Origin of the sequence: Pseudolysinimonas kribbensis, assembly GCF_030161895.1 — a bacterium.
Lineage (GTDB): Bacteria > Actinomycetota > Actinomycetes > Actinomycetales > Microbacteriaceae > Pseudolysinimonas > Pseudolysinimonas kribbensis.
Window position 1 is genome coordinate 1,757,235 of record NZ_BSVB01000001.1, and the last position, 16,392, is coordinate 1,773,626.

Annotated in this window: 16 protein-coding genes and 5 pseudogenes; 16 read left to right on the plus strand and 5 right to left on the minus strand. The window is 71.0% G+C overall.

Annotation, left to right across the window (positions count from 1 at the left end):
* Positions 1 to 30: 30 nt before the first annotated feature.
* Positions 31 to 396, minus strand: a complete 366-nt coding sequence (locus QQK35_RS09825; protein WP_284254003.1) for a phage holin family protein — start codon at positions 394 to 396, stop codon at positions 31 to 33.
* Between the two features lie 67 nt (positions 397 to 463).
* Between QQK35_RS09825 and QQK35_RS09830 the strand changes: the two genes are divergently transcribed.
* The 8 genes and pseudogenes from QQK35_RS09830 (at position 464) to QQK35_RS09865 (ending at position 8,200) form a co-directional block, all read left to right on the plus strand.
* Positions 464 to 1,543 carry a histidinol-phosphate transaminase gene (locus tag QQK35_RS09830; RefSeq protein WP_348534923.1) on the plus strand — a complete coding sequence of 360 codons (1,080 nt, stop codon included), beginning with the start codon at positions 464 to 466 and terminating at the stop codon, positions 1,541 to 1,543.
* A 10-nt stretch (positions 1,544 to 1,553) separates the two neighbouring features.
* Positions 1,554 to 2,689 (plus strand): annotated as a pseudogene (locus tag QQK35_RS09835) (thiamine pyrophosphate-dependent enzyme).
* Between the two features lie 14 nt (positions 2,690 to 2,703).
* Positions 2,704 to 3,663, plus strand: coding sequence for an alpha-ketoacid dehydrogenase subunit beta (locus tag QQK35_RS09840; protein ID WP_284255668.1), 960 nt, complete (start codon positions 2,704 to 2,706; stop codon positions 3,661 to 3,663).
* Between the two features lie 11 nt (positions 3,664 to 3,674).
* A pseudogene (locus tag QQK35_RS09845) lies at positions 3,675 to 5,074 on the plus strand (dihydrolipoamide acetyltransferase family protein).
* Positions 5,075 to 5,216: 142 nt separating this feature from the next.
* Complete coding sequence (locus QQK35_RS09850; protein WP_284254004.1) at positions 5,217 to 6,119, plus strand: metal ABC transporter solute-binding protein, Zn/Mn family; 903 nt, start codon at positions 5,217 to 5,219, stop codon at positions 6,117 to 6,119.
* Positions 6,116 to 6,931: a metal ABC transporter ATP-binding protein gene (locus tag QQK35_RS09855; protein WP_284254005.1), complete on the plus strand. Its 816-nt coding sequence runs from the start codon at positions 6,116 to 6,118 to the stop codon at positions 6,929 to 6,931. The genes QQK35_RS09850 and QQK35_RS09855 overlap by 4 nt, the downstream gene beginning before the upstream one ends.
* Positions 6,928 to 7,803 carry a metal ABC transporter permease gene (locus QQK35_RS09860; RefSeq protein ID WP_284254006.1) on the plus strand — a complete coding sequence of 292 codons (876 nt, stop codon included), beginning with the start codon at positions 6,928 to 6,930 and terminating at the stop codon, positions 7,801 to 7,803. The genes QQK35_RS09855 and QQK35_RS09860 overlap by 4 nt, the downstream gene beginning before the upstream one ends.
* Positions 7,800 to 8,200, plus strand: a pseudogene (locus QQK35_RS09865) (Fur family transcriptional regulator). The gene QQK35_RS09860 and the pseudogene QQK35_RS09865 overlap by 4 nt, the downstream one beginning before the upstream one ends.
* Here QQK35_RS09865 and QQK35_RS09870 read toward each other — a convergent pair.
* Positions 8,155 to 9,681, minus strand: a complete 1,527-nt coding sequence (locus QQK35_RS09870) for a DHA2 family efflux MFS transporter permease subunit (protein ID WP_284254007.1) — start codon at positions 9,679 to 9,681, stop codon at positions 8,155 to 8,157. The pseudogene QQK35_RS09865 and the gene QQK35_RS09870 overlap by 46 nt on opposite strands.
* Positions 9,682 to 9,886: 205 nt before the next feature.
* Here QQK35_RS09870 and rpmB point away from each other — a divergent pair, with 205 nt between their 5' ends.
* The 7 genes and pseudogenes from rpmB (at position 9,887) to QQK35_RS09905 (ending at position 13,114) form a co-directional block, all read left to right on the plus strand.
* Positions 9,887 to 10,123 (plus strand): 50S ribosomal protein L28, encoded by a 237-nt coding sequence (gene rpmB, locus QQK35_RS09875; protein WP_284254008.1) that lies wholly within the window; start codon positions 9,887 to 9,889, stop codon positions 10,121 to 10,123.
* Between the two features lies 1 nt (position 10,124).
* Positions 10,125 to 10,292 carry a 50S ribosomal protein L33 gene (rpmG, locus tag QQK35_RS09880; protein ID WP_213503118.1) on the plus strand — a complete coding sequence of 56 codons (168 nt, stop codon included), beginning with the start codon at positions 10,125 to 10,127 and terminating at the stop codon, positions 10,290 to 10,292.
* 3 nt (positions 10,293 to 10,295) lie between these two features.
* Entirely contained in the window at positions 10,296 to 10,601 is a 306-nt protein-coding gene (gene rpsN, locus QQK35_RS09885; RefSeq protein WP_284254009.1) for a 30S ribosomal protein S14, read from the plus strand.
* 126 nt (positions 10,602 to 10,727) lie between these two features.
* Positions 10,728 to 11,015: an HU family DNA-binding protein gene (locus QQK35_RS09890; protein WP_284254010.1), complete on the plus strand. Its 288-nt coding sequence runs from the start codon at positions 10,728 to 10,730 to the stop codon at positions 11,013 to 11,015.
* Positions 11,016 to 11,121: 106 nt separating this feature from the next.
* Positions 11,122 to 12,048, plus strand: a pseudogene (locus QQK35_RS09895) (copper resistance D family protein); the annotation flags it as partial.
* 182 nt (positions 12,049 to 12,230) lie between these two features.
* Positions 12,231 to 12,365, plus strand: a pseudogene (locus QQK35_RS09900) (hypothetical protein); the annotation flags it as partial.
* On the plus strand, positions 12,323 to 13,114 hold the full coding sequence (locus tag QQK35_RS09905) for a cytochrome c oxidase assembly protein (RefSeq protein ID WP_284254011.1): 792 nt from the start codon (positions 12,323 to 12,325) through the stop codon (positions 13,112 to 13,114). The pseudogene QQK35_RS09900 and the gene QQK35_RS09905, both read left to right, overlap by 43 nt.
* A 16-nt stretch (positions 13,115 to 13,130) precedes the next feature.
* Here the strand turns inward: QQK35_RS09905 and QQK35_RS09910 are convergent, their stop codons facing one another.
* Positions 13,131 to 14,090 (minus strand): hypothetical protein, encoded by a 960-nt coding sequence (locus QQK35_RS09910; protein WP_284254012.1) that lies wholly within the window; start codon positions 14,088 to 14,090, stop codon positions 13,131 to 13,133.
* Between the two features lie 26 nt (positions 14,091 to 14,116).
* Here QQK35_RS09910 and QQK35_RS09915 point away from each other — a divergent pair, with 26 nt between their 5' ends.
* Positions 14,117 to 15,412, plus strand: a complete 1,296-nt coding sequence (locus QQK35_RS09915) for an ATP-dependent DNA helicase (RefSeq protein ID WP_284254013.1) — start codon at positions 14,117 to 14,119, stop codon at positions 15,410 to 15,412.
* 9 nt (positions 15,413 to 15,421) lie between these two features.
* Here the strand turns inward: QQK35_RS09915 and QQK35_RS09920 are convergent, their stop codons facing one another.
* Positions 15,422 to 15,925 (minus strand): hypothetical protein, encoded by a 504-nt coding sequence (locus QQK35_RS09920; protein ID WP_284254014.1) that lies wholly within the window; start codon positions 15,923 to 15,925, stop codon positions 15,422 to 15,424.
* Positions 15,926 to 15,938: 13 nt separating this feature from the next.
* Entirely contained in the window at positions 15,939 to 16,346 is a 408-nt protein-coding gene (locus QQK35_RS09925) for a DUF4383 domain-containing protein (RefSeq protein ID WP_284254015.1), read from the minus strand.
* Between the last annotated feature and the right edge of the window lie 46 nt (positions 16,347 to 16,392).

Genomic DNA, 16,392 nt, shown 5'->3' on the forward strand with positions numbered 1-16,392 from the left:
AGCGCGTGAACGGTCGCACGATGATGCCGATCAGCCAGCTGATGACGCCGATGATGATCGCACCCAGAACCCCCACCAGAAGCTCTCGACGGCGAGACCGAAGCCGAGGAGGCTGCTGATCCACGCGACCAGCAGCAGGAGCAGCCCGTTGACCACGAGCGAGATCAGACCGAGCGTGAGCACATAGAGCGGGAACGCGACGACGCGGATGATGCCGCCGATGACGCCGTTGACGATGCCGAAGATGAGCGCGACCAGCACGAGGGTCACGATGTAGGCGAAGACGTTCCCGGGGTCGGCGTCATAGGACTTGATCGACACGTGCGGGCTCATGATGAGCGTCGTCAGCCAGAGGGCGAGCGCCGAGATGAGCAGGCGGAGGAGGAGGCGTCCCATGCACCCCATCATGGCGCGAGGGCCCCGCCGGCGGAACGGGCAGAGCCGTGGCGCTTAAACTCATGGCGTGGCCGTGATCCTCCGTCCCGAGATCGCCGCGCTCGTGCCGTATCGGCAGGGTCGGCCGGCCGCACCCGACGCGTTCAAGCTGTCGTCCAACGAGAATCCGTTCGAGACGCATCCGGCGGTGCTCGAGGCGATCGCGGGAGCCAGCATCAACCGGTACCCGGACGGCGCCGCGGTCGCGTTGCGCGAGCGTCTCGCGGAGCGGATCGGCGTCTCGATCGACGAGGTGCATGTCGGGGCGGGGTCGGTCGCGATCCTGCAGCAGCTGATCTCGGCGGCCGCCGGTGCCGGCGACGAGGTGCTCTACGCCTGGCGGTCGTTCGAGGCGTACCCGGGTCTCGTGACGGTCGCGGGAGCGACCAGCGTGACCGTACCGGTGCTGGCCGACGGGCGGCACGACCTCGATGCCATGGCGGCGGCGATCACCGACCGCACGCGGGCGGTGCTGGTCTGCACGCCGAACAATCCCACCTCCACGATCGTCACGACCGCCGAGTTCGAGGAGTTCATGGCGAGGGTGCCCGAGACGGTGCTCGTGCTGCTCGACGAGGCCTACCGCGAGTTCGTCACCGACCCGCACGCGGTCGAGGGCCTGTCGCTGCTGGACCGGTACCCGAACCTCGTCGTGCTGCGCACGTTCTCGAAGGCGTTCGGGCTCGCCGGCCTGCGGGTCGGCTACGCGGCCGGACCCGCCTACATCCTCGACGCAGCACGCTCGGCCGCGATCCCGCTGTCGGTCACCGAGCCGGCCCAGCGCGCCGCGCTCGCCGCGCTCGATCACGAGGGCGAGCTCCGGGATCGGGTCGACGCGATCGTGGAGCGCCGAACCCGGGTGCGCGACGGCCTGCAATCGGCCGGCTGGGACGTCCCGGAGCCGCAGGGCAACTTCGTCTGGCTGGCCGCCGGCGACGACACCCCCGCGCCGCCGAGATCCTGGAGCGCCACGGGATCGTCGCGCGGGTCTTCGCGCCCGACGGCATCCGGGTGTCGATCGGCGAGGAGGCATCTGTCGATCCGCTCCTACGGTCGGCCGCGGAGGTTGTCGCAATGCTCCGAGAAGGGGCCTGAACACCGCGGATAGGGTGGTCACCATGTCCCAGGAGTCGGCGACGGTCCAACTGCTCTCGCCGGAGGGGACCCTTCTCCGAAGCGAGGCGACCGAGCGGTACCTGCCGGTCATCGACGCCCTCGACGAGCAGCAGCTGCTCGACTTCCATCGGCAGATGGTCGTCATCCGGCGATTCGACCTCGAGGCGGGCAACCTGCAGCGACAGGGTCAGCTCGCCCTGTGGATCCCGAGCATGGGGCAGGAGGCCGCCCAGGTCGGTTCGGGCTACGCTGCCCGGCCGCAGGACCACATCTTCCCGTCGTACCGCGAGCACGTCGTCGGCCGGATCCGCGGGCTCGACCCTCTCGAGATCATCCGCCAGCTGCGGGGCAACAGCCACGGCGGCTGGGACGCGGCGGCCAACGGCAACTTCCACCTCTACGCGATCGTGCTGAGCTCGCAGACGCTGCACGCGACCGGATACGCCATGGGGCTGCGCTTCGACGGCGCGATCGCGAGCGGCGATCCGGAGAGCGACCAGGCGGTGATCGTCTACTACGGCGACGGCGCCAGCAGCGAGGGCGACGTGCACGAGTCGATGGTGTTCGCCGCGAGCTATCAGACGCCGCAGGTCTTCTTCCTGCAGAACAACCAGTGGGCGATCTCGGTGCCGGTCTCGCGGCAGTCGCGCACGCCGTTGTACGAGCGGGCGGCCGGATACGGCATCCCGTCGCTGCAGATCGACGGCAACGACGTGCTCGCCGCGTACGCGACGACGCGCATCGCGCTCGATGAGGCGCGCGGGGCCGCGGGCCGCGCTTCATTGAGGCCATGACCTACCGGATGGGCGCCCACACCTCCAGCGACGACCCGACCAAGTACCGCGAGGACGACGAGGTCGACGTCTGGAGCGAGCGCGACGCGATCACCCGGTTCGAGCACTACCTGCGCTCCCGCGGCGTCGGCGACGGGTTCTTCGCGGAGGTCGCGACCGAGGCGGAGGATGCCGCGGCCGATCTGCGCACGCGCATCTTCGAGCTCGCCGTGCCCGAGCCGGCGAGCATGTTCGCCCACGTGTACAGCGAGCCACACCCGGTCATCGAGGCGCAGCGCGAGTGGCTCGCCGCCTACGAGGCGTCGTTCGGCGAGACCGATGAGGCCCGGGAGGCCCGGGCGTGATCGAGAGCCTCACGATGGCGAAGGCCATCAACGCCGGCCTGCACGCTGCCATGTCCGCCGACGACAAGGTGCTCCTCATGGGCGAGGACATCGGCACGCTCGGCGGGGTCTTCCGTGTGACCGAGGGGCTGAAGAACGCCTTCGGCGAGAATCGCGTGCTCGACACGCCGCTGGCCGAGTCGGGCATCGTCGGGACGGCGATCGGCCTGGCCATGCGCGGCTACCGGCCGGTGTGCGAGATCCAGTTCGACGGCTTCATCTTCCCCGGGTTCGACCAGATCACGACGCAGCTCGCGAAGATGACCGCGCGGCACGAGGGTCTCCTGCAGATGCCGGTCGTCATCCGGGTGCCCTACGGCGGCCACATCGGCGCGATCGAGCACCACTCCGAGAGCCCCGAGGCGTATTTCGCCCACACCCCCGGCCTGCGGCTCGTGAGTCCCGCGACCGCGCAGGACGGCTTCACGATGATCCAGCAGGCGATCGCCTCGAACGATCCCGTGCTGTTCTTCGAGCCGAAGAGCCGCTATTGGCAGAAGGGCGAGGTCGATCGCGAGGCGACGGCCGCGCCGCTGCACGCGAGCCGGGTGATCCGCACCGGATCGGATGCCACCGTGATCGGGCACGGCGCGATGATCGCGACGCTGCTGCAGGCGGCCGAGATCGCCGCGGAGGAGGGCACGAGCCTCGAGGTCATCGACCTGCGCTCCCTCTCGCCCATCGACTACGGGCCGATCGTGGAGTCGGCGCAGAAGACCGGCCGGGTCGTCGTCGCGCATGAGGCGCCCGGCAATGCGAGCATCGGGTCGGAGCTGGCCGCGACGATCACCGAGCGGGCGTTCTACTCGCTCCAGGCACCCGTGCTGCGGGTCACCGGGTACGACGTGCCGTACCCTCCCGCCAAGATCGAGGCGGTGTTCCTGCCGGACGCCGACCGCGTGCTCGACGCCGTCGACCGCGTGCTGGCCTACTGAGAGGACCGACGATGGCGCAGTCAGAGTTCCCGCTCCCCGACGTCGGCGAGGGTCTCACCGAGGCCGAGATCGTCTCGTGGAAGGTGGCGCCCGGCGACCAGGTGCGGGTCAACCAGGTGCTCGTCGAGATCGAGACCGCGAAGTCGCTCGTCGAGCTGCCGTCGCCGTTCGCCGGCACCGTCACCGAGCTGCTCGCCGAGGAGGGCGCGACCGTCGAGGTCGGCGCCCCCATCATCCGGGTGGATTCCGCGGGCGGCACGATCGAGCTCGAGGCCCCCGGCAACGAGGGCGACACCCTCGGAGTCGTCGCCGACACGATGACCACGATCGGCGGCGGTCGCGTGCACCGGCCCGAGGGGACACCCGCCGCGGACGCCGCACCGGCTCCCACGGCGCCCGAGGTGCCCGGCGAGGTCGGCGGCGCCGTGCTCGTCGGCTACGGGACCGGAGGCCACGTGGCCTCGCGCCGTCGCAAGCCCGCCAACGGTGCGCCCGCCGCGCCGGACCCGCAGCGCGCCGTGCCGCGCCGCCCATCCGGCCCCTCCACCGTCGGCTCCGTCATCGCGAAGCCGCCGATCCGCCGGCTCGCGAAGGACCTCGAGGTCGACATCGCCACGGTCTCGGGCACGGGGCTCGGGGGCGAGGTCACGCGCGACGACGTCATCCGGCACGCGCAGCAGGCCAGCGTGTTCCAGAACCTGCAGACACCGGAGTGGCCGACCGATCGCGAGGAGCGCATCCCCGTCAAGGGCGTGCGCAAGGCGATCGCGTCGGCGATGGTCTCGAGCGCGTTCACGGCGCCGCACGTGAGCGTCTTCACCGACGTCAACGCGACGCGCACCATGGAGCTCGTGCAGCGACTGAAGAAGTCGCCGCAGTTCGCGGGGATCCGGATCAGCCCGCTGCTCGTGATGGCGAAGGCCGTGATCTGGGCCTGCCAGCGCAATCCCACGGTGAACTCGACGTGGACCGACAAGGAGATCGTGGTGCACCACTACGTGAACCTCGGCATCGCGGCGGCGACGCCGCGCGGACTCATCGTGCCGAACATCAAGGACTCCCAGTCGATGTCGCTGCTCGAGCTCGCCAAGGCGCTCGAGCAGCTCACGATCATGGCGCGCGAGGGCGGGCGCAGCCCTCCGACATGGCGAACGGCACCGTCACCATCACGAACCTCGGCTCCTACGGCATGGACACCGGCACGCCGATCCTGAATCCGGGCGAGGTCGGCATCGTCGCCCTCGGCGCGCTCAAGCAGAAGCCGTGGGTGGTCGATGGGGTCGTTCGGCCCGAGTTCGTGACGACCGTCGGTGCGAGCTTCGATCACCGCGTCGTCGACGGGGATGTCGCGAGCCGCTTCACGGCCGACATCGCCTCGGTGCTCGAGGAGCCCGCGCTGCTGCTCGATTGACCGCGCCGCCGCTGCTGCGGCGCGGGTCGCTCCGCGATCGGCACGAGCGCGGTCGCGCCGATCGCTATGGCTGGGTCGGTCGGGCACCGCGCGGACGCGCGGGTTTTGACAATGATTATCAATAGCGGCTAGGGTCGTCCGCATGCCCCGACGCGCACTCGCCGCACTCGCCGCCCTCGCCGTGCTCGCGGCACTCGCCGGATGCAGCGGCGGTGCCGCCGCCTCCGCCTCCGGAGCCGCGGGCACCGTGCCGGTCGTCGCGTCGACCGACGTCTACGGCGACATCGCGAAGGCGATCGGCGGCGCGCACGTCACGGTCACGTCGATCATCGACGATCCCGACAAGGACCCGCACGAGTACCAGGCCGACGCCCGCACGCAGCTCGCGATCTCGCGGGCGAAGGTCGTGATCGAGAACGGCGGCGGCTACGACGACTTCGTCGACACGATGCTCAAGGCCTCCAAGAACACGAAGGCGTTCGTGGTGAACGCTGTGAAGCTGTCCGGCTTCTCCGGCGCCGACCTCAACGAGCACGTCTGGTACGACTACCCGACCATGTCCAAGGTCGTCGACGCGATCGCCGCGTCGCTGCACACCGCCGACCCGAAGCACGCCCGCGCGTACAGCGCGGGCGCCGAGGCGCTGCAGCAGAAGCTGACCCGGCTCGAGGATTCCGAGGCGACGCTCGCGGCATCGACGACCGGCGTCGGCGCCGGCATCACCGAGCCCGTGCCGGACTACGTGCTCCAGGCGTTGAAGATGGACATCGTGACGCCGCCCGCCTTCAGCAAGGCGATCGAGGACGGCACCGACGTCGCCCCGGTCGTGCTGCAGCAGACGCTCGCGCAGTACGCCGACGGCAGGGTGAAGGTGCTCGTGTACAACGTGCAGACCGGCGGGCCGCAGACCGAGGCCGTGCTCGCCGCCGCGAAGAAGCATCACGTGCCCGCCGTGCCGGTCTCCGAGACGCTGCCGGAGGGGTTGCACTACATCGAGTGGCAGGAGGGCGTGCTCGCCGCGATCGCCCAGGCGGTCACCGGATGACGCCCCCGCTGCTGTCCCTCCGCGCCGCCGAGCTCACCCTCGGCGGTCGCGTGCTGTGGAGCGGCGTGGACCTCGACGTCGCCCCGGGCGAGTTCGTGGCGGTGCTCGGCGCGAACGGGTCGGGCAAGACCAGCCTGCTCAAGGCGATCCTGGGCCAGCACCGGCTGAGCGCCGGGTCGGCGACCTTCCTCGGGGAGCCGCTGCGCCACGGTGATCGGCGCATCGGCTACGTGCCGCAGCAGCGCCTCGCCGATGAGGGCACGCCGCTGCGCGGCCGCGACCTCGTCGGCCTCGGGCTGGACGGGCACCGCTGGGGCGTCGGATGGCCGAGCCGCGCCCGGCGCGAGAAGGTCGACGAGGTGCTCGACGCGGTCGGCGCCGCGCATTACGCGCGCGTGCCGGTCGCGAGCCTGTCGGGCGGCGAGCAGCAGCGACTGCGGATCGGGCAGGCGCTCGCCGGCGATCCGCGCCTGCTGCTGTGCGACGAGCCGCTGCTCTCGCTCGACCTGCGCGCTCAAGGTGTCGTCAGCGAGCTCATCGATCGCACCCGCCGCGCGCGCGACTTCGGGGTGCTGTTCGTGACGCACGACGTCAATCCGGTGCTCGGGATGGTCGACCGGGTGCTCTACCTCGCCGGCCGCCGGTTCCGGGTCGGCACGCCCGACGAAGTGCTGCGCAGCGACGTGCTGAGCGAGCTCTACGACGCGCCCGTCGATGTCGTGCGCGCCCGGGGGCGCGTGATCATCGTCGGCGCTCCCGATCAGACCCACGCGCACGAGCACGAGCACGATCACGGGGCGGATCTGCCGTGAGCGCGCTCCTGACGACCGACTGGTGGTCGACCCTCTTCGACTTCTCGGACTACGGCGACCTGCTGCAGCTGCTGCAGAACTCCGTGTACGCCGGCATCCTGCTCGGCCTGGTCGGCGGCCTCATCGGGGTCTTCGTCGTGCAGCGCGACCTCGCCTTCGCCGTGCACGGCATCAGCGAGCTCTCCTTCGCGGGGGCGGCCGCGGGGCTGCTGCTCGGGATCGGGGTCGTCGCGGGGTCGCTCGTCGGGTCGGTCGTCGCGGCCGCGATCATCGGGGTGCTCGGTGCCCGCGCCCGCGAGCGCAACTCGATCACCGCGGTGCTCATGCCGTTCGGCCTCGGCCTCGGCATCCTGTGCCTCGCCCTGTATCCCGGGCGGGATGCCAACAAGTTCGGCCTGCTCACCGGGCAGATCGTCGCGGTCGACGACCCGCGTCTCGGCTCGCTCGCCGTGATCGCCGTCGTGGTGCTCGCGGGCCTCGCGGTCGTCTGGCGTCCGCTCGGGTTCGCGAGCGTGGATGCCGAGGTCGCGGCCGCCCGCGGCGTTCCGGTGCGCGCGCTCTCGCTGGTCTTCATGCTCCTGCTCGCGCTCGCCGTGTCGGTGAGCGTGCAGATCGTGGGCGCGCTTCTCGTGCTGTCGATCCTCGTCACCCCCGCGGCGGCGGCCCTGCGCATCTCGGCGTCGCCCGTCTGGGTGCCCGTGCTCTCGACCGCGTTCGCGGTGGTGTCGCTCGTCGGCGGCATCCTGCTCGCCCTCGGGGCCAGCGTGCCGATCAGCCCCTACGTCACGACGATCTCGTTCCTCATCTACCTGGTCTGCCGGCTCGCGGGTGCGCGGCGTACCGTGAGGCGCAGGGAGCGGAGGCTCGCATGAAGCGGAACACCTGGCAGCGCGAGGCCGTGCGCGAGGCCCTCGGCGACACCGCGGGTTTCGTGAGCGCCCAGTCGCTGCATCAGACCATGCGCGAGCAGGGATCCGAGGTCGGGCTCGCGACCGTGTACCGTGCCCTCGCCGACCTCGCGACCGAGGGGACGCCGACTCGCTGCAGCAGGAGGGCGAGTCGCTCTACCGCGCGTGCACCCCGGGGCGGCATCACCACCACCTGATCTGCCGGCGCTGCGGCCGGGCGGTGGAGATCGAGGCCGACCCGGTGGAGACCTGGGCCCGCGAGGTCGCGGCGGCGAACGGGTTCACCGAGCCCGAGCACGTCGTCGACGTGTTCGGCTACTGCGCGGAGTGCTCCGCGGCGCGCGCCTCGTCCACCGGCTGAGCAGCGGGTGCGGTCGCCGGCACGGGCACCGGCGCCGGACCGCCCGGTCGCACCAGGAACAGAACCACGACGAAGGCGATGATCGCGCCGGCGGCCGGCAGCAGGATGCTCTGCGCCATGGCCGCCGTGAAGCCGTCGTGCAACGGGGCCGGCAGCGCGCCCCCGCCGAACCCGGCCTGCGACACCGAACCGCCCGCCGCGGCGGGCAGGTCCGCGACGAGCCGGGACTGGATGAGCGCGGCGATGGAGGCGCTGCCGAGCACCGCGCCGACCTGCCGGGTCGCGTTGTACACGCCCGCGCCCGCGCCGGCGAGGTTCAGCGGCAGGTTGCGGGTCGCGCTCACCGAGAGCGGAGCCCAGATGCCGGCCTGCGCGATCCCGAGCACGAACGCGGGGATCAGGAGCACGCCGACCGACTGATCGGGTGTGAGCAGCACCGCGTAGAGCACGAGCGAGAGCGCCAGCAGCACCATGCCGACCGCGCCGATCGTGCGCGGGTGCACGCGGTCGAGCGCGCGGCCCGTGAACGGCGAGATGAAGATCGACACGGCCATGGGCGCGAACATGAGGGCCGACTGGGTCGGCGTCATGCCGCGCACGAGCTGCAGATAGAAGACCAGCGGCAGCGCGAACGACGTCACGGTGAAGCCGACGGCGGTGATGCCGATGTTGGCGAGCGCGAAGTTGCGATCGCGGAACAGGCGCAGCGGCAGGAGCGGTTCGGCGCGGTTGAACCGCTGCCAGACGACGAACGCGACGAGCACGACGACGCCGACGATGATGAGCAGCCAGACCGAGATCGGCCCCGCGATCGTGCCCCAGTCGTAGCGCTCGCCCTCCTGGATGCCGAACACGAGCAGGAACATCCCGACGGCGCTCAGCACGACGCCCAGCAGGTCGAAGCGGTGCGGGTGCATCTCGAGCCTCGGCACCAGGATCACGGCGAGCGCGAAGGCGACGACGCCGATCGGTACGTTGACGAAGAAGATCCACGGCCATCCGAGGGCGTCGACGATGAGGCCGCCCACGATGGGCCCGACGAGCGTGCCGACGCCGGCGACCGCGCCCCAGACGCCCATCGCGGCGCCGCGGCGCTCCGCCGGGAACACCCGGGTGATGACCGCCATGGTCTGCGGCGCCATGAGCGCTGCGCCGAGGCCCTGCACGGCACGCGCCGTGATGAGCCAGCCGATATCGCCCGACAGGCCGCACCACAGCGAGGCGAGCGTGAAGATCGTGAGCCCGACGAGGTAGAGGTTCTTGGGCCCGAACCGGTCGCCCAGGCGCCCGGTGATGAGCAGCGGGGTCGCGTACGTGAGCAGGTAGGCGCTCGTGACCCAGATGACCGAGTCGATGTCGGTGTGCAGACCCTCGAGGATCCTGGGGTTGGCGACGCTCACGATCGTCGAGTCGATGAGGATCATGAAGAACCCGACGACGAGCGCCCAGAGCGCGCGCCAGGGACGCGGAGCGGATGCCATGCGGTCACCCTACTGACGGCGGGTGACGGACCAGCCCGGCATCGGGTACGATCGAGAGGTTGTGCCCGCGAGGGCGCTTCTTGTGTGCGACCGGGGCCACCCCGGATCCGCATGCCGACAAGTGACCTTGGGTGCCGTGGTCTTGGAGGAATCCAGCCGCGGCACGGTAGCCGGACGATTCGCGTCGTCCCGATATGGAGGAATCATGGCAGCCGTCTGCCAGGTGACCGGAGCCGTTCCCGGTTTCGGCCACAGCATCTCGTTCTCGCATCGTCGCAACAAGCGCCGGTTCGATCCGAACGTGCAGCGCAAGACCTATTACGTGCCGTCGCTGCGGCGGAAGGTGACGATCAACGTGTCCGCACGCGGCATCAAGGTCATCGACGCCCGCGGCATCGACGCGGTCGTGAGAGACATCCTGGCTCGCGGGGAGAAGATCTGACATGGCGAAGGCACAGGACGTCCGTCCGATCATCAAGCTGCGCTCCACGGCCGGCACCGGGTACACCTACGTGACCCGCAAGAACCGCCGCAACGACCCGGACCGTCTGGTCCTCAAGAAGTACGACCCGGTCGTGCGCAAGCACGTCGAGTTCCGAGAGGAGCGCTAAAGCGTGGCCAAGAAGAGCAAGATCGCCAAGAACGACCAGCGCGCCGTCATCGTCGAGCGCTACGCCGCGAAGCGGCTGGAGCTGAAGAAGCAGCTCGTCGACCCGAACGGCAGCGATGAGAGCCGCGAGGCCGCTCGCGTCGGCCTGCAGAAGCTCCCGCGCGACGCGTCGCCGGTGCGTCTGCGTCACCGCGACGCCATCGACGGACGCCCCCGCGGCGTGCTGAGCCAGTACGGGATCTCCCGTGTGCGGTTCCGCGACATGGCGCACCGCGGCGAGCTCCCCGGCATCACCAAGTCGAGCTGGTAAAGAGGAACCTCCCCACACCGCGAAGATCCCCGGAATCACGGGGAACTACTGGTACCTTCGTGCTCGGCCCGACGGCGGCGACGCCGACCGGGTCGTTCCGAATACGAGGTCCGAGGAGGACATCCCATGGCTGACAAGTCACTCAACAAGACCGATCTGGTCGCCGCCATCGCTGCCGACTCCGGACAGAGCCAGGCCACGGTCTCCGGCATCGTCGACTCGCTGTTCAGCGTCCTGGCGAAGTCGGTCGGCGAGGGCACCAAGGTGCAGATCCCGGGCTGGCTCGCCGTCGAGCGCACCCACCGCGCCGCCCGCGAGGGGCGCAACCCCGCCACGGGCGAGGCGATCCACATCGCCGCCGGCTACGGCGTCAAGGTGACCGCGGGCTCGAAGCTCAAGGCCGCCGCCAAGTAAGCGACTCGTGAGGCGCCGATCCCCCGGGGTCGGCGCCTTTCGCGTTCCCCGCCCCGGCGCGGCACCACTCGACCCGCTCACATCCGGCCGGGCCTAGCCTGGTCTCATGCTCCGCGTCGCGCGGATCGTCTCTCCCGCGGTCCTGATCCTCGTCGCGTTCGGCGCACTTCTCGTCGCGCTCGCGATCGGGCACGGCGCGGACGCGCCGATCGCGCTCGACCCCGGCGTCGCCGTGCGGTTCGGGGTGCCGTTCGCGCAGGTCGTGCTCGACCTCGGGATCGCCACGGCGATCGGCGGCCTCGCGATCGCCGTCTTCGCGTTCGCGTCGAGCGACGAGCGCTACGGCCGCGCACTCGATGTCGCGGCGGCCGGGGCGGCCGTGTGGACGATCGCGGCCGCCGTCAGCAGCGTGCTCTCCTATTCCTCCCAGACCGGCAAGGCGCCCGACCTCGGGCAGCGGTTCGGCGTCGGCCTCGGCGACTATCTCACCCAGAACATCCCCGGCCGCGCGTGGCTGACGACGGTGCTCGTCGGCGCGGTCGTGACGGTCCTGTGCTTCGCAGTGCGATCCCAGACCGCCCTGGTGTTCGTCGCCGCGTTCGCCGTGCTCGGCCTCATCCCGCTCGAGGAGCAGGGTCACGCGGGCGACTCGTCGACGCACGAGGCGGCGATCACGGCGATCTGGCTGCACGTGATCTTCGCGAGCCTGTGGATCGGCGGACTGCTGGTGCTCGCGACGATCGGCTGGCGGGAGCGAAGGACGGCCGCCACGGGCCGGGTGGATGCCGACCGCCTCGTCCCGGTGCTCGAGCGCTATTCGACGATCGCCCTGGTCTGCTTCATCGTGGTCGCGATCTCGGGCACCGTGAGCGCGCAGCTGCGCGTCGGCACGTGGGAGGCGCTGCTCACGCCGTACGGCGTCCTGGTGCTGCTCAAGGTCGCCGCCCTCGGCGCGCTCGGGCTGTTCGGCGTCTTCCAGCGCCGGGTGCTCATCGATCGCCTGCGCCGCACCGCGCAGCGCCGGTTCTTCTGGATCATGGCGACCGCCGAGCTGGCGTTCATGGGGATCGCCTCCGGCGTCGCCGCCGGCCTCGCGGTGTCGGCGCCGCCCGTGGTCGCCGTCGCGCAGAGCCAGAACGACGACGCGAGCCCGGCGGCGATCCTGACCGGGACGCCGCTGCCGCCGCCGATCACCGCGCTGAAGTACCTCACCGCATGGAACTTCGACCTGCTCTGGGTGCTCATCATCGGCTTCGGGGTCGTCTTCTACCTGTGGGGGTTCTCCGGCTCCGGCGCCGCGGAGACCGGTGGCCCTGGTACCGCACCGTGCTCTGGCTGGCCGGCATGGGGTCGTTGTTCTGGGTGACCTGCGGCGTCAGCAACGTCTACGAGCAGTACCTGTTCAGCGTGCACATGCTCGAGCACATGCTGCTGACCATGGCCGTGCCGCTCCTGCTCGTGCTCTCGGCGCCCGTGACGCTCGCGGCGCGCGCCATCCACCGGCGCGACGACGGCAGCCGGGGGCTCGCGAGTGGATCCTGCTCGCCGTGCACTCGAAGGCCGCGGGCGTGCTCACGAATCCCCTCGTCTCCGGCGGGCTGTTCATCACCTCGCTCTGGGTCTTCTACTACACGCCGCTGTTCCGCTGGGCCACGATCGATCACGTCGGGCACGAGTGGATGATCCTGCACTTCCTGATCGTCGGGTACCTCTTCATCCAGACGCTCGTCGGCATCGACCCGGTCAAGAGCCGGCCCGCGTACCCGATCCGGCTCATGCTGCTGCTGATCGTGATGGCGTTCCACGCCTTCTTCGGACTCGCGCTCATCTCGAACCAGGGCCTGCTGCTGGCCGACTGGTACGGGGCGATGGGGCGCACGTGGGGCGCCACACCGCTCGAGGATCAGCAGGCGGCCGGCGGGATCGCGTGGAGCGTCGGCGAGATCCCGACGGTCCTGCTCGCCATCGGCGTCGCGATCCTGTGGAGCCGCAGCGACGAGCGGGAGGCCAAGCGCCGCGACCGTCGCGCCGACCGCGACGGCGACGTCGAGCTCGAGGAGTACAACCGGATGCTCGCGCAGCGCGCCCGTCAGGGCTGAGCGCCGAGCCGGCCGGTCACTGCACGTCGCGGATCGTCAGCTCGCCGTCGCCGCTCACGCGCACGGTGGCGCGGATCGTGAACGGCACGTCCTTGTCGAAGGTCGACGCCGATCCGTCGAAGAGCGACTCCACCGGCACCTTCAGATGCGCCGTGCCCGGCACCTGCGGGATCGTCCAGCTGCGGTCGTCTCCCGCCCCCACCAGCCGCATGTCGGGGTAGCGCTTCATCGACCAGGCGGGAGTGCCGGTCACGCGGTTCTCGATCTGCTGCCCGAAGGGGCATCCGGCCGGGAACAGCACCCTCTGCGTCGCGCAGCGGTCGAGAAGCTTGTTCACCTGGGTCGACACCAGGTCGACGAGCTTGCGCGAGGCCTCGACGTCGATCGTCGCCCCGAACCGCTGCCCGACCGTGTCGGCGAGCACGGGCCGCTCCGTGGAGACCAGCAGCGCGGTCCTCTCGACGAACCGGTAGTCGCCGGGCACGAGCACCGCGTACTCGTGCGGACCCACGCCGGGGGTGTGCACGCGCTGCGTTCCGGCGGTCACCTCGCGCGAGTTGCGCACGTCGAGCGAGAGTCGCGCCACCGGGCTCTCGGCGAAACCCCACACCGGGAACACGCCGAACCGCGTGCCGATCCGCTCCACCTCGAAGGTCGACTGCCCGGCGGTGTCGTTCGAGGTCCAGCTCGCGGTGATGCGGTGAACGCCGCCGTCGTGCTCGACGTCGTCGGTGATCCGGATGTCGTGCAGTCCCGGGAGCGCCGCCGACGTGAGCAGCGCCGGATTGCCGCCCGCGGCATCCACCCCCGGCAGCGAGAGCGCACTCGGGGCGTCGCGCCGGGCGAGCGCGTCGAGGTAGGTGGTCACGAACGAGCCGGGACCGAATCCGACGGCGATCACGACCGCCACCGATCCCACCCCGACGAGCACGACGGCCGCGCATGCCGCCACCCACCGCAGCACCACCCGTCGCACCCCTGAATCCTAGGTAACCTGACGCGGTGGCCGTCCCGGAGCTTTCAGAGGAGCAGGCGGCGGTCTACGCGCGGATCGAGACGACGAGCGATCACATCTTCGTCACCGGCCGCGCGGGCACGGGCAAGTCGACCCTCCTCGAGCACCTCGCGTCGCACTCCTCGAAGCAGATCGTGATCTGCGCGCCGACGGGCGTGGCGGCGCTGAATGTGGGCGGGCAGACCATCCACTCGCTGTTCCGGCTGCCGACCGGCGTGATCGCCGACCACCCGATCGAGCAGGGCGAGCCGCTGCGCAAGCTGCTGAATTCCATCGACACCCTCGTCGTCGACGAGGTCTCGATGGTCAACGCCGACCTGCTCGATGCGATGGATCGGGCGCTGCGGCAGGCACGCCAGCGACCGCACGAGCCGTTCGGCGGCGTGCAGCTCGTGCTGTTCGGCGACCCGTTCCAGCTCGCGCCCGTGCCGGGCGACCCCGACGAGCAGGCGTACTTCGCCGACCGGTACCGCTCGGCATGGTTCTTCGACGCACGGGTGTGGGACGAGACCGACCTGCGCATCTTCGAGCTGCAGACCATCCACCGCCAGCACGAGCTGGAGTTCAAGCGGCTGCTGACGGCGGTGCGGCACGGCGCGGTCACGGCCGAGATGGCGAAGGTGCTCAACGACACGGGAGCCCGCCCGGCGCCGACCGAGGGCGCCATCACGCTCGCGACGACGAACGCGACCGTCAACCGGATCAACGCGACCGCGCTGGGGCGGCTGCCCGGCCGGGCGCTGTCGGCGGTCGCCGAGATCGAGGGCGAGTTCTCCGGCCGCGCCTACCCGGCCGACGAGCGGCTCGAGCTGAAGGTGGGCGCGCAGGTGATGTTCCTGCGCAACGACAGCGGCGCGGAGGGACGCTGGGTCAACGGCACGATCGGCGAGGTCGCCAAGATCGGCGAGGGCACCGTCGCGGTCGACGTCGCAGGCGATCGGCACGAGGTGCGCCCGGCGACCTGGGAGCGTTACCGCTACCGCTACTCGCCCGCGACCAAGACGCTGCACAAGGACGTCGTGGCCGAGTTCACGCAGTTCCCGCTGCGGCTCGCGTGGGCGGTCACGATTCACAAGTCGCAGGGCAAGACCTACGACAGCGCCATCGTCGACCTCGGATCGCGCAGCTTCGCACCCGGCCAGACCTACGTCGCCCTCAGCCGGATCACCGCCCTCGAGGGCCTGTACCTCACGCGGCCGCTGCGCCCGAGCGACATCATCGTCGACGACCGGGTGCGCGAGTTCATGGCGGGCGCGACGGCGATCAAGGCGATCTCGGCCTGAACGACCCGCCTAGTGCTGGTGCGGAGCGAAGAATCCCGTGCCGGTGCGCGCCTGATCGCCGACCTCGGTCGCGCCGAGAGCGGCCGCGGTGAGCACGGCGATGGCGGCGCCGCACAGCGCGAGGGCGATCACGGCGCCGCGGCCGCCTGCCGGACCGCGCGAGGGCGATCGCCGGGTGGCCGCGCGGCGGCCGACGACCGCGACGCACGCGACGACCACGAGGTCGAGCGCGCTCGCCGCGAGCATCGGGGCCAGTCGCAGCGCGCTCGTGAACGGTCCGAGCTGCGCGGGTCCGGCGACGAGCAGCACGAGCACCCAGAGCACGACCGGCACGAGCGCGCCGACCCGGGCCGCGTTCGGCAGCGGGATGCCGCGCCCGGCGACGGCGATGACGCCCCAGCCGAGCTCGGCCACGCCGATGACCGCCACGACCGCGGCGACCGCGGGCGGCGATCCGATGGCGGACGCCAGGTGGATGAGGCCCGCGCCGACGGCGGCGAGCCCGGCCAGCATCCGGCCGACCACGTCAGCCCGTGACGGGGGTGTGCACGTCGCGGTCGACCCCGAGGCCGACGGCGAGCAGGATCGCCGCGCTCGCGAAGTGCAGAACGTTGTCGTCGCCGTTCAGCGAGAGCACGTTGGCGCCGTTGCCCACGATGAACAGTCCGGCGACGCCGACGACGAAGAAGATCAGCCCCGCGATGGTGTTCACCGCCTTCGCGGCGCGAAGCCGCGTGAGCGCCGCCAGCAGCAGGGCGGCGCCGACGAGCACGTGCAGCACGTCGAGCGCGGGGTTCACGCGCAGCAGCCCGAACAGCAGGCCGCCGTGCCGATCGAAGAAGCTGGTCGATCCGGGCACGAAGAAGCCGGCCACGCCGACGACGAGGTGCACCGCGCCGAGCACGGTGCCGAGCAGGCGGTTGGGCGATCTCATCCGGTCGGCATCTCCATGGGTCTCCGCGTCGTCGTCGCTCGCTGCA

What these genes read in the sequence shown, in the direction of transcription:
- QQK35_RS09825 (WP_284254003.1), bottom strand. Translation starts at nt 396, where the DNA reads ATGGGACGCCTCCTCCTCCGCCTGCTCATCTCGGCGCTCGCCCTCTGG.
- QQK35_RS09840 (WP_284255668.1), top strand. Translation starts at nt 2,704, where the DNA reads ATGGCGAAGGCCATCAACGCCGGCCTGCACGCTGCCATGTCCGCCGAC.
- QQK35_RS09850 (WP_284254004.1), top strand. Translation starts at nt 5,217, where the DNA reads ATGCCCCGACGCGCACTCGCCGCACTCGCCGCCCTCGCCGTGCTCGCG.
- QQK35_RS09855 (WP_284254005.1), top strand. Translation starts at nt 6,116, where the DNA reads ATGACGCCCCCGCTGCTGTCCCTCCGCGCCGCCGAGCTCACCCTCGGC.
- QQK35_RS09870 (WP_284254007.1), bottom strand. Translation starts at nt 9,681, where the DNA reads ATGGCATCCGCTCCGCGTCCCTGGCGCGCGCTCTGGGCGCTCGTCGTC.
- rpmB (WP_284254008.1), top strand. Translation starts at nt 9,887, where the DNA reads ATGGCAGCCGTCTGCCAGGTGACCGGAGCCGTTCCCGGTTTCGGCCAC.
- rpmG (WP_213503118.1), top strand. Translation starts at nt 10,125, where the DNA reads ATGGCGAAGGCACAGGACGTCCGTCCGATCATCAAGCTGCGCTCCACG.
- QQK35_RS09890 (WP_284254010.1), top strand. Translation starts at nt 10,728, where the DNA reads ATGGCTGACAAGTCACTCAACAAGACCGATCTGGTCGCCGCCATCGCT.
- QQK35_RS09920 (WP_284254014.1), bottom strand. Translation starts at nt 15,925, where the DNA reads ATGCTGGCCGGGCTCGCCGCCGTCGGCGCGGGCCTCATCCACCTGGCG.
- QQK35_RS09925 (WP_284254015.1), bottom strand. Translation starts at nt 16,346, where the DNA reads ATGAGATCGCCCAACCGCCTGCTCGGCACCGTGCTCGGCGCGGTGCAC.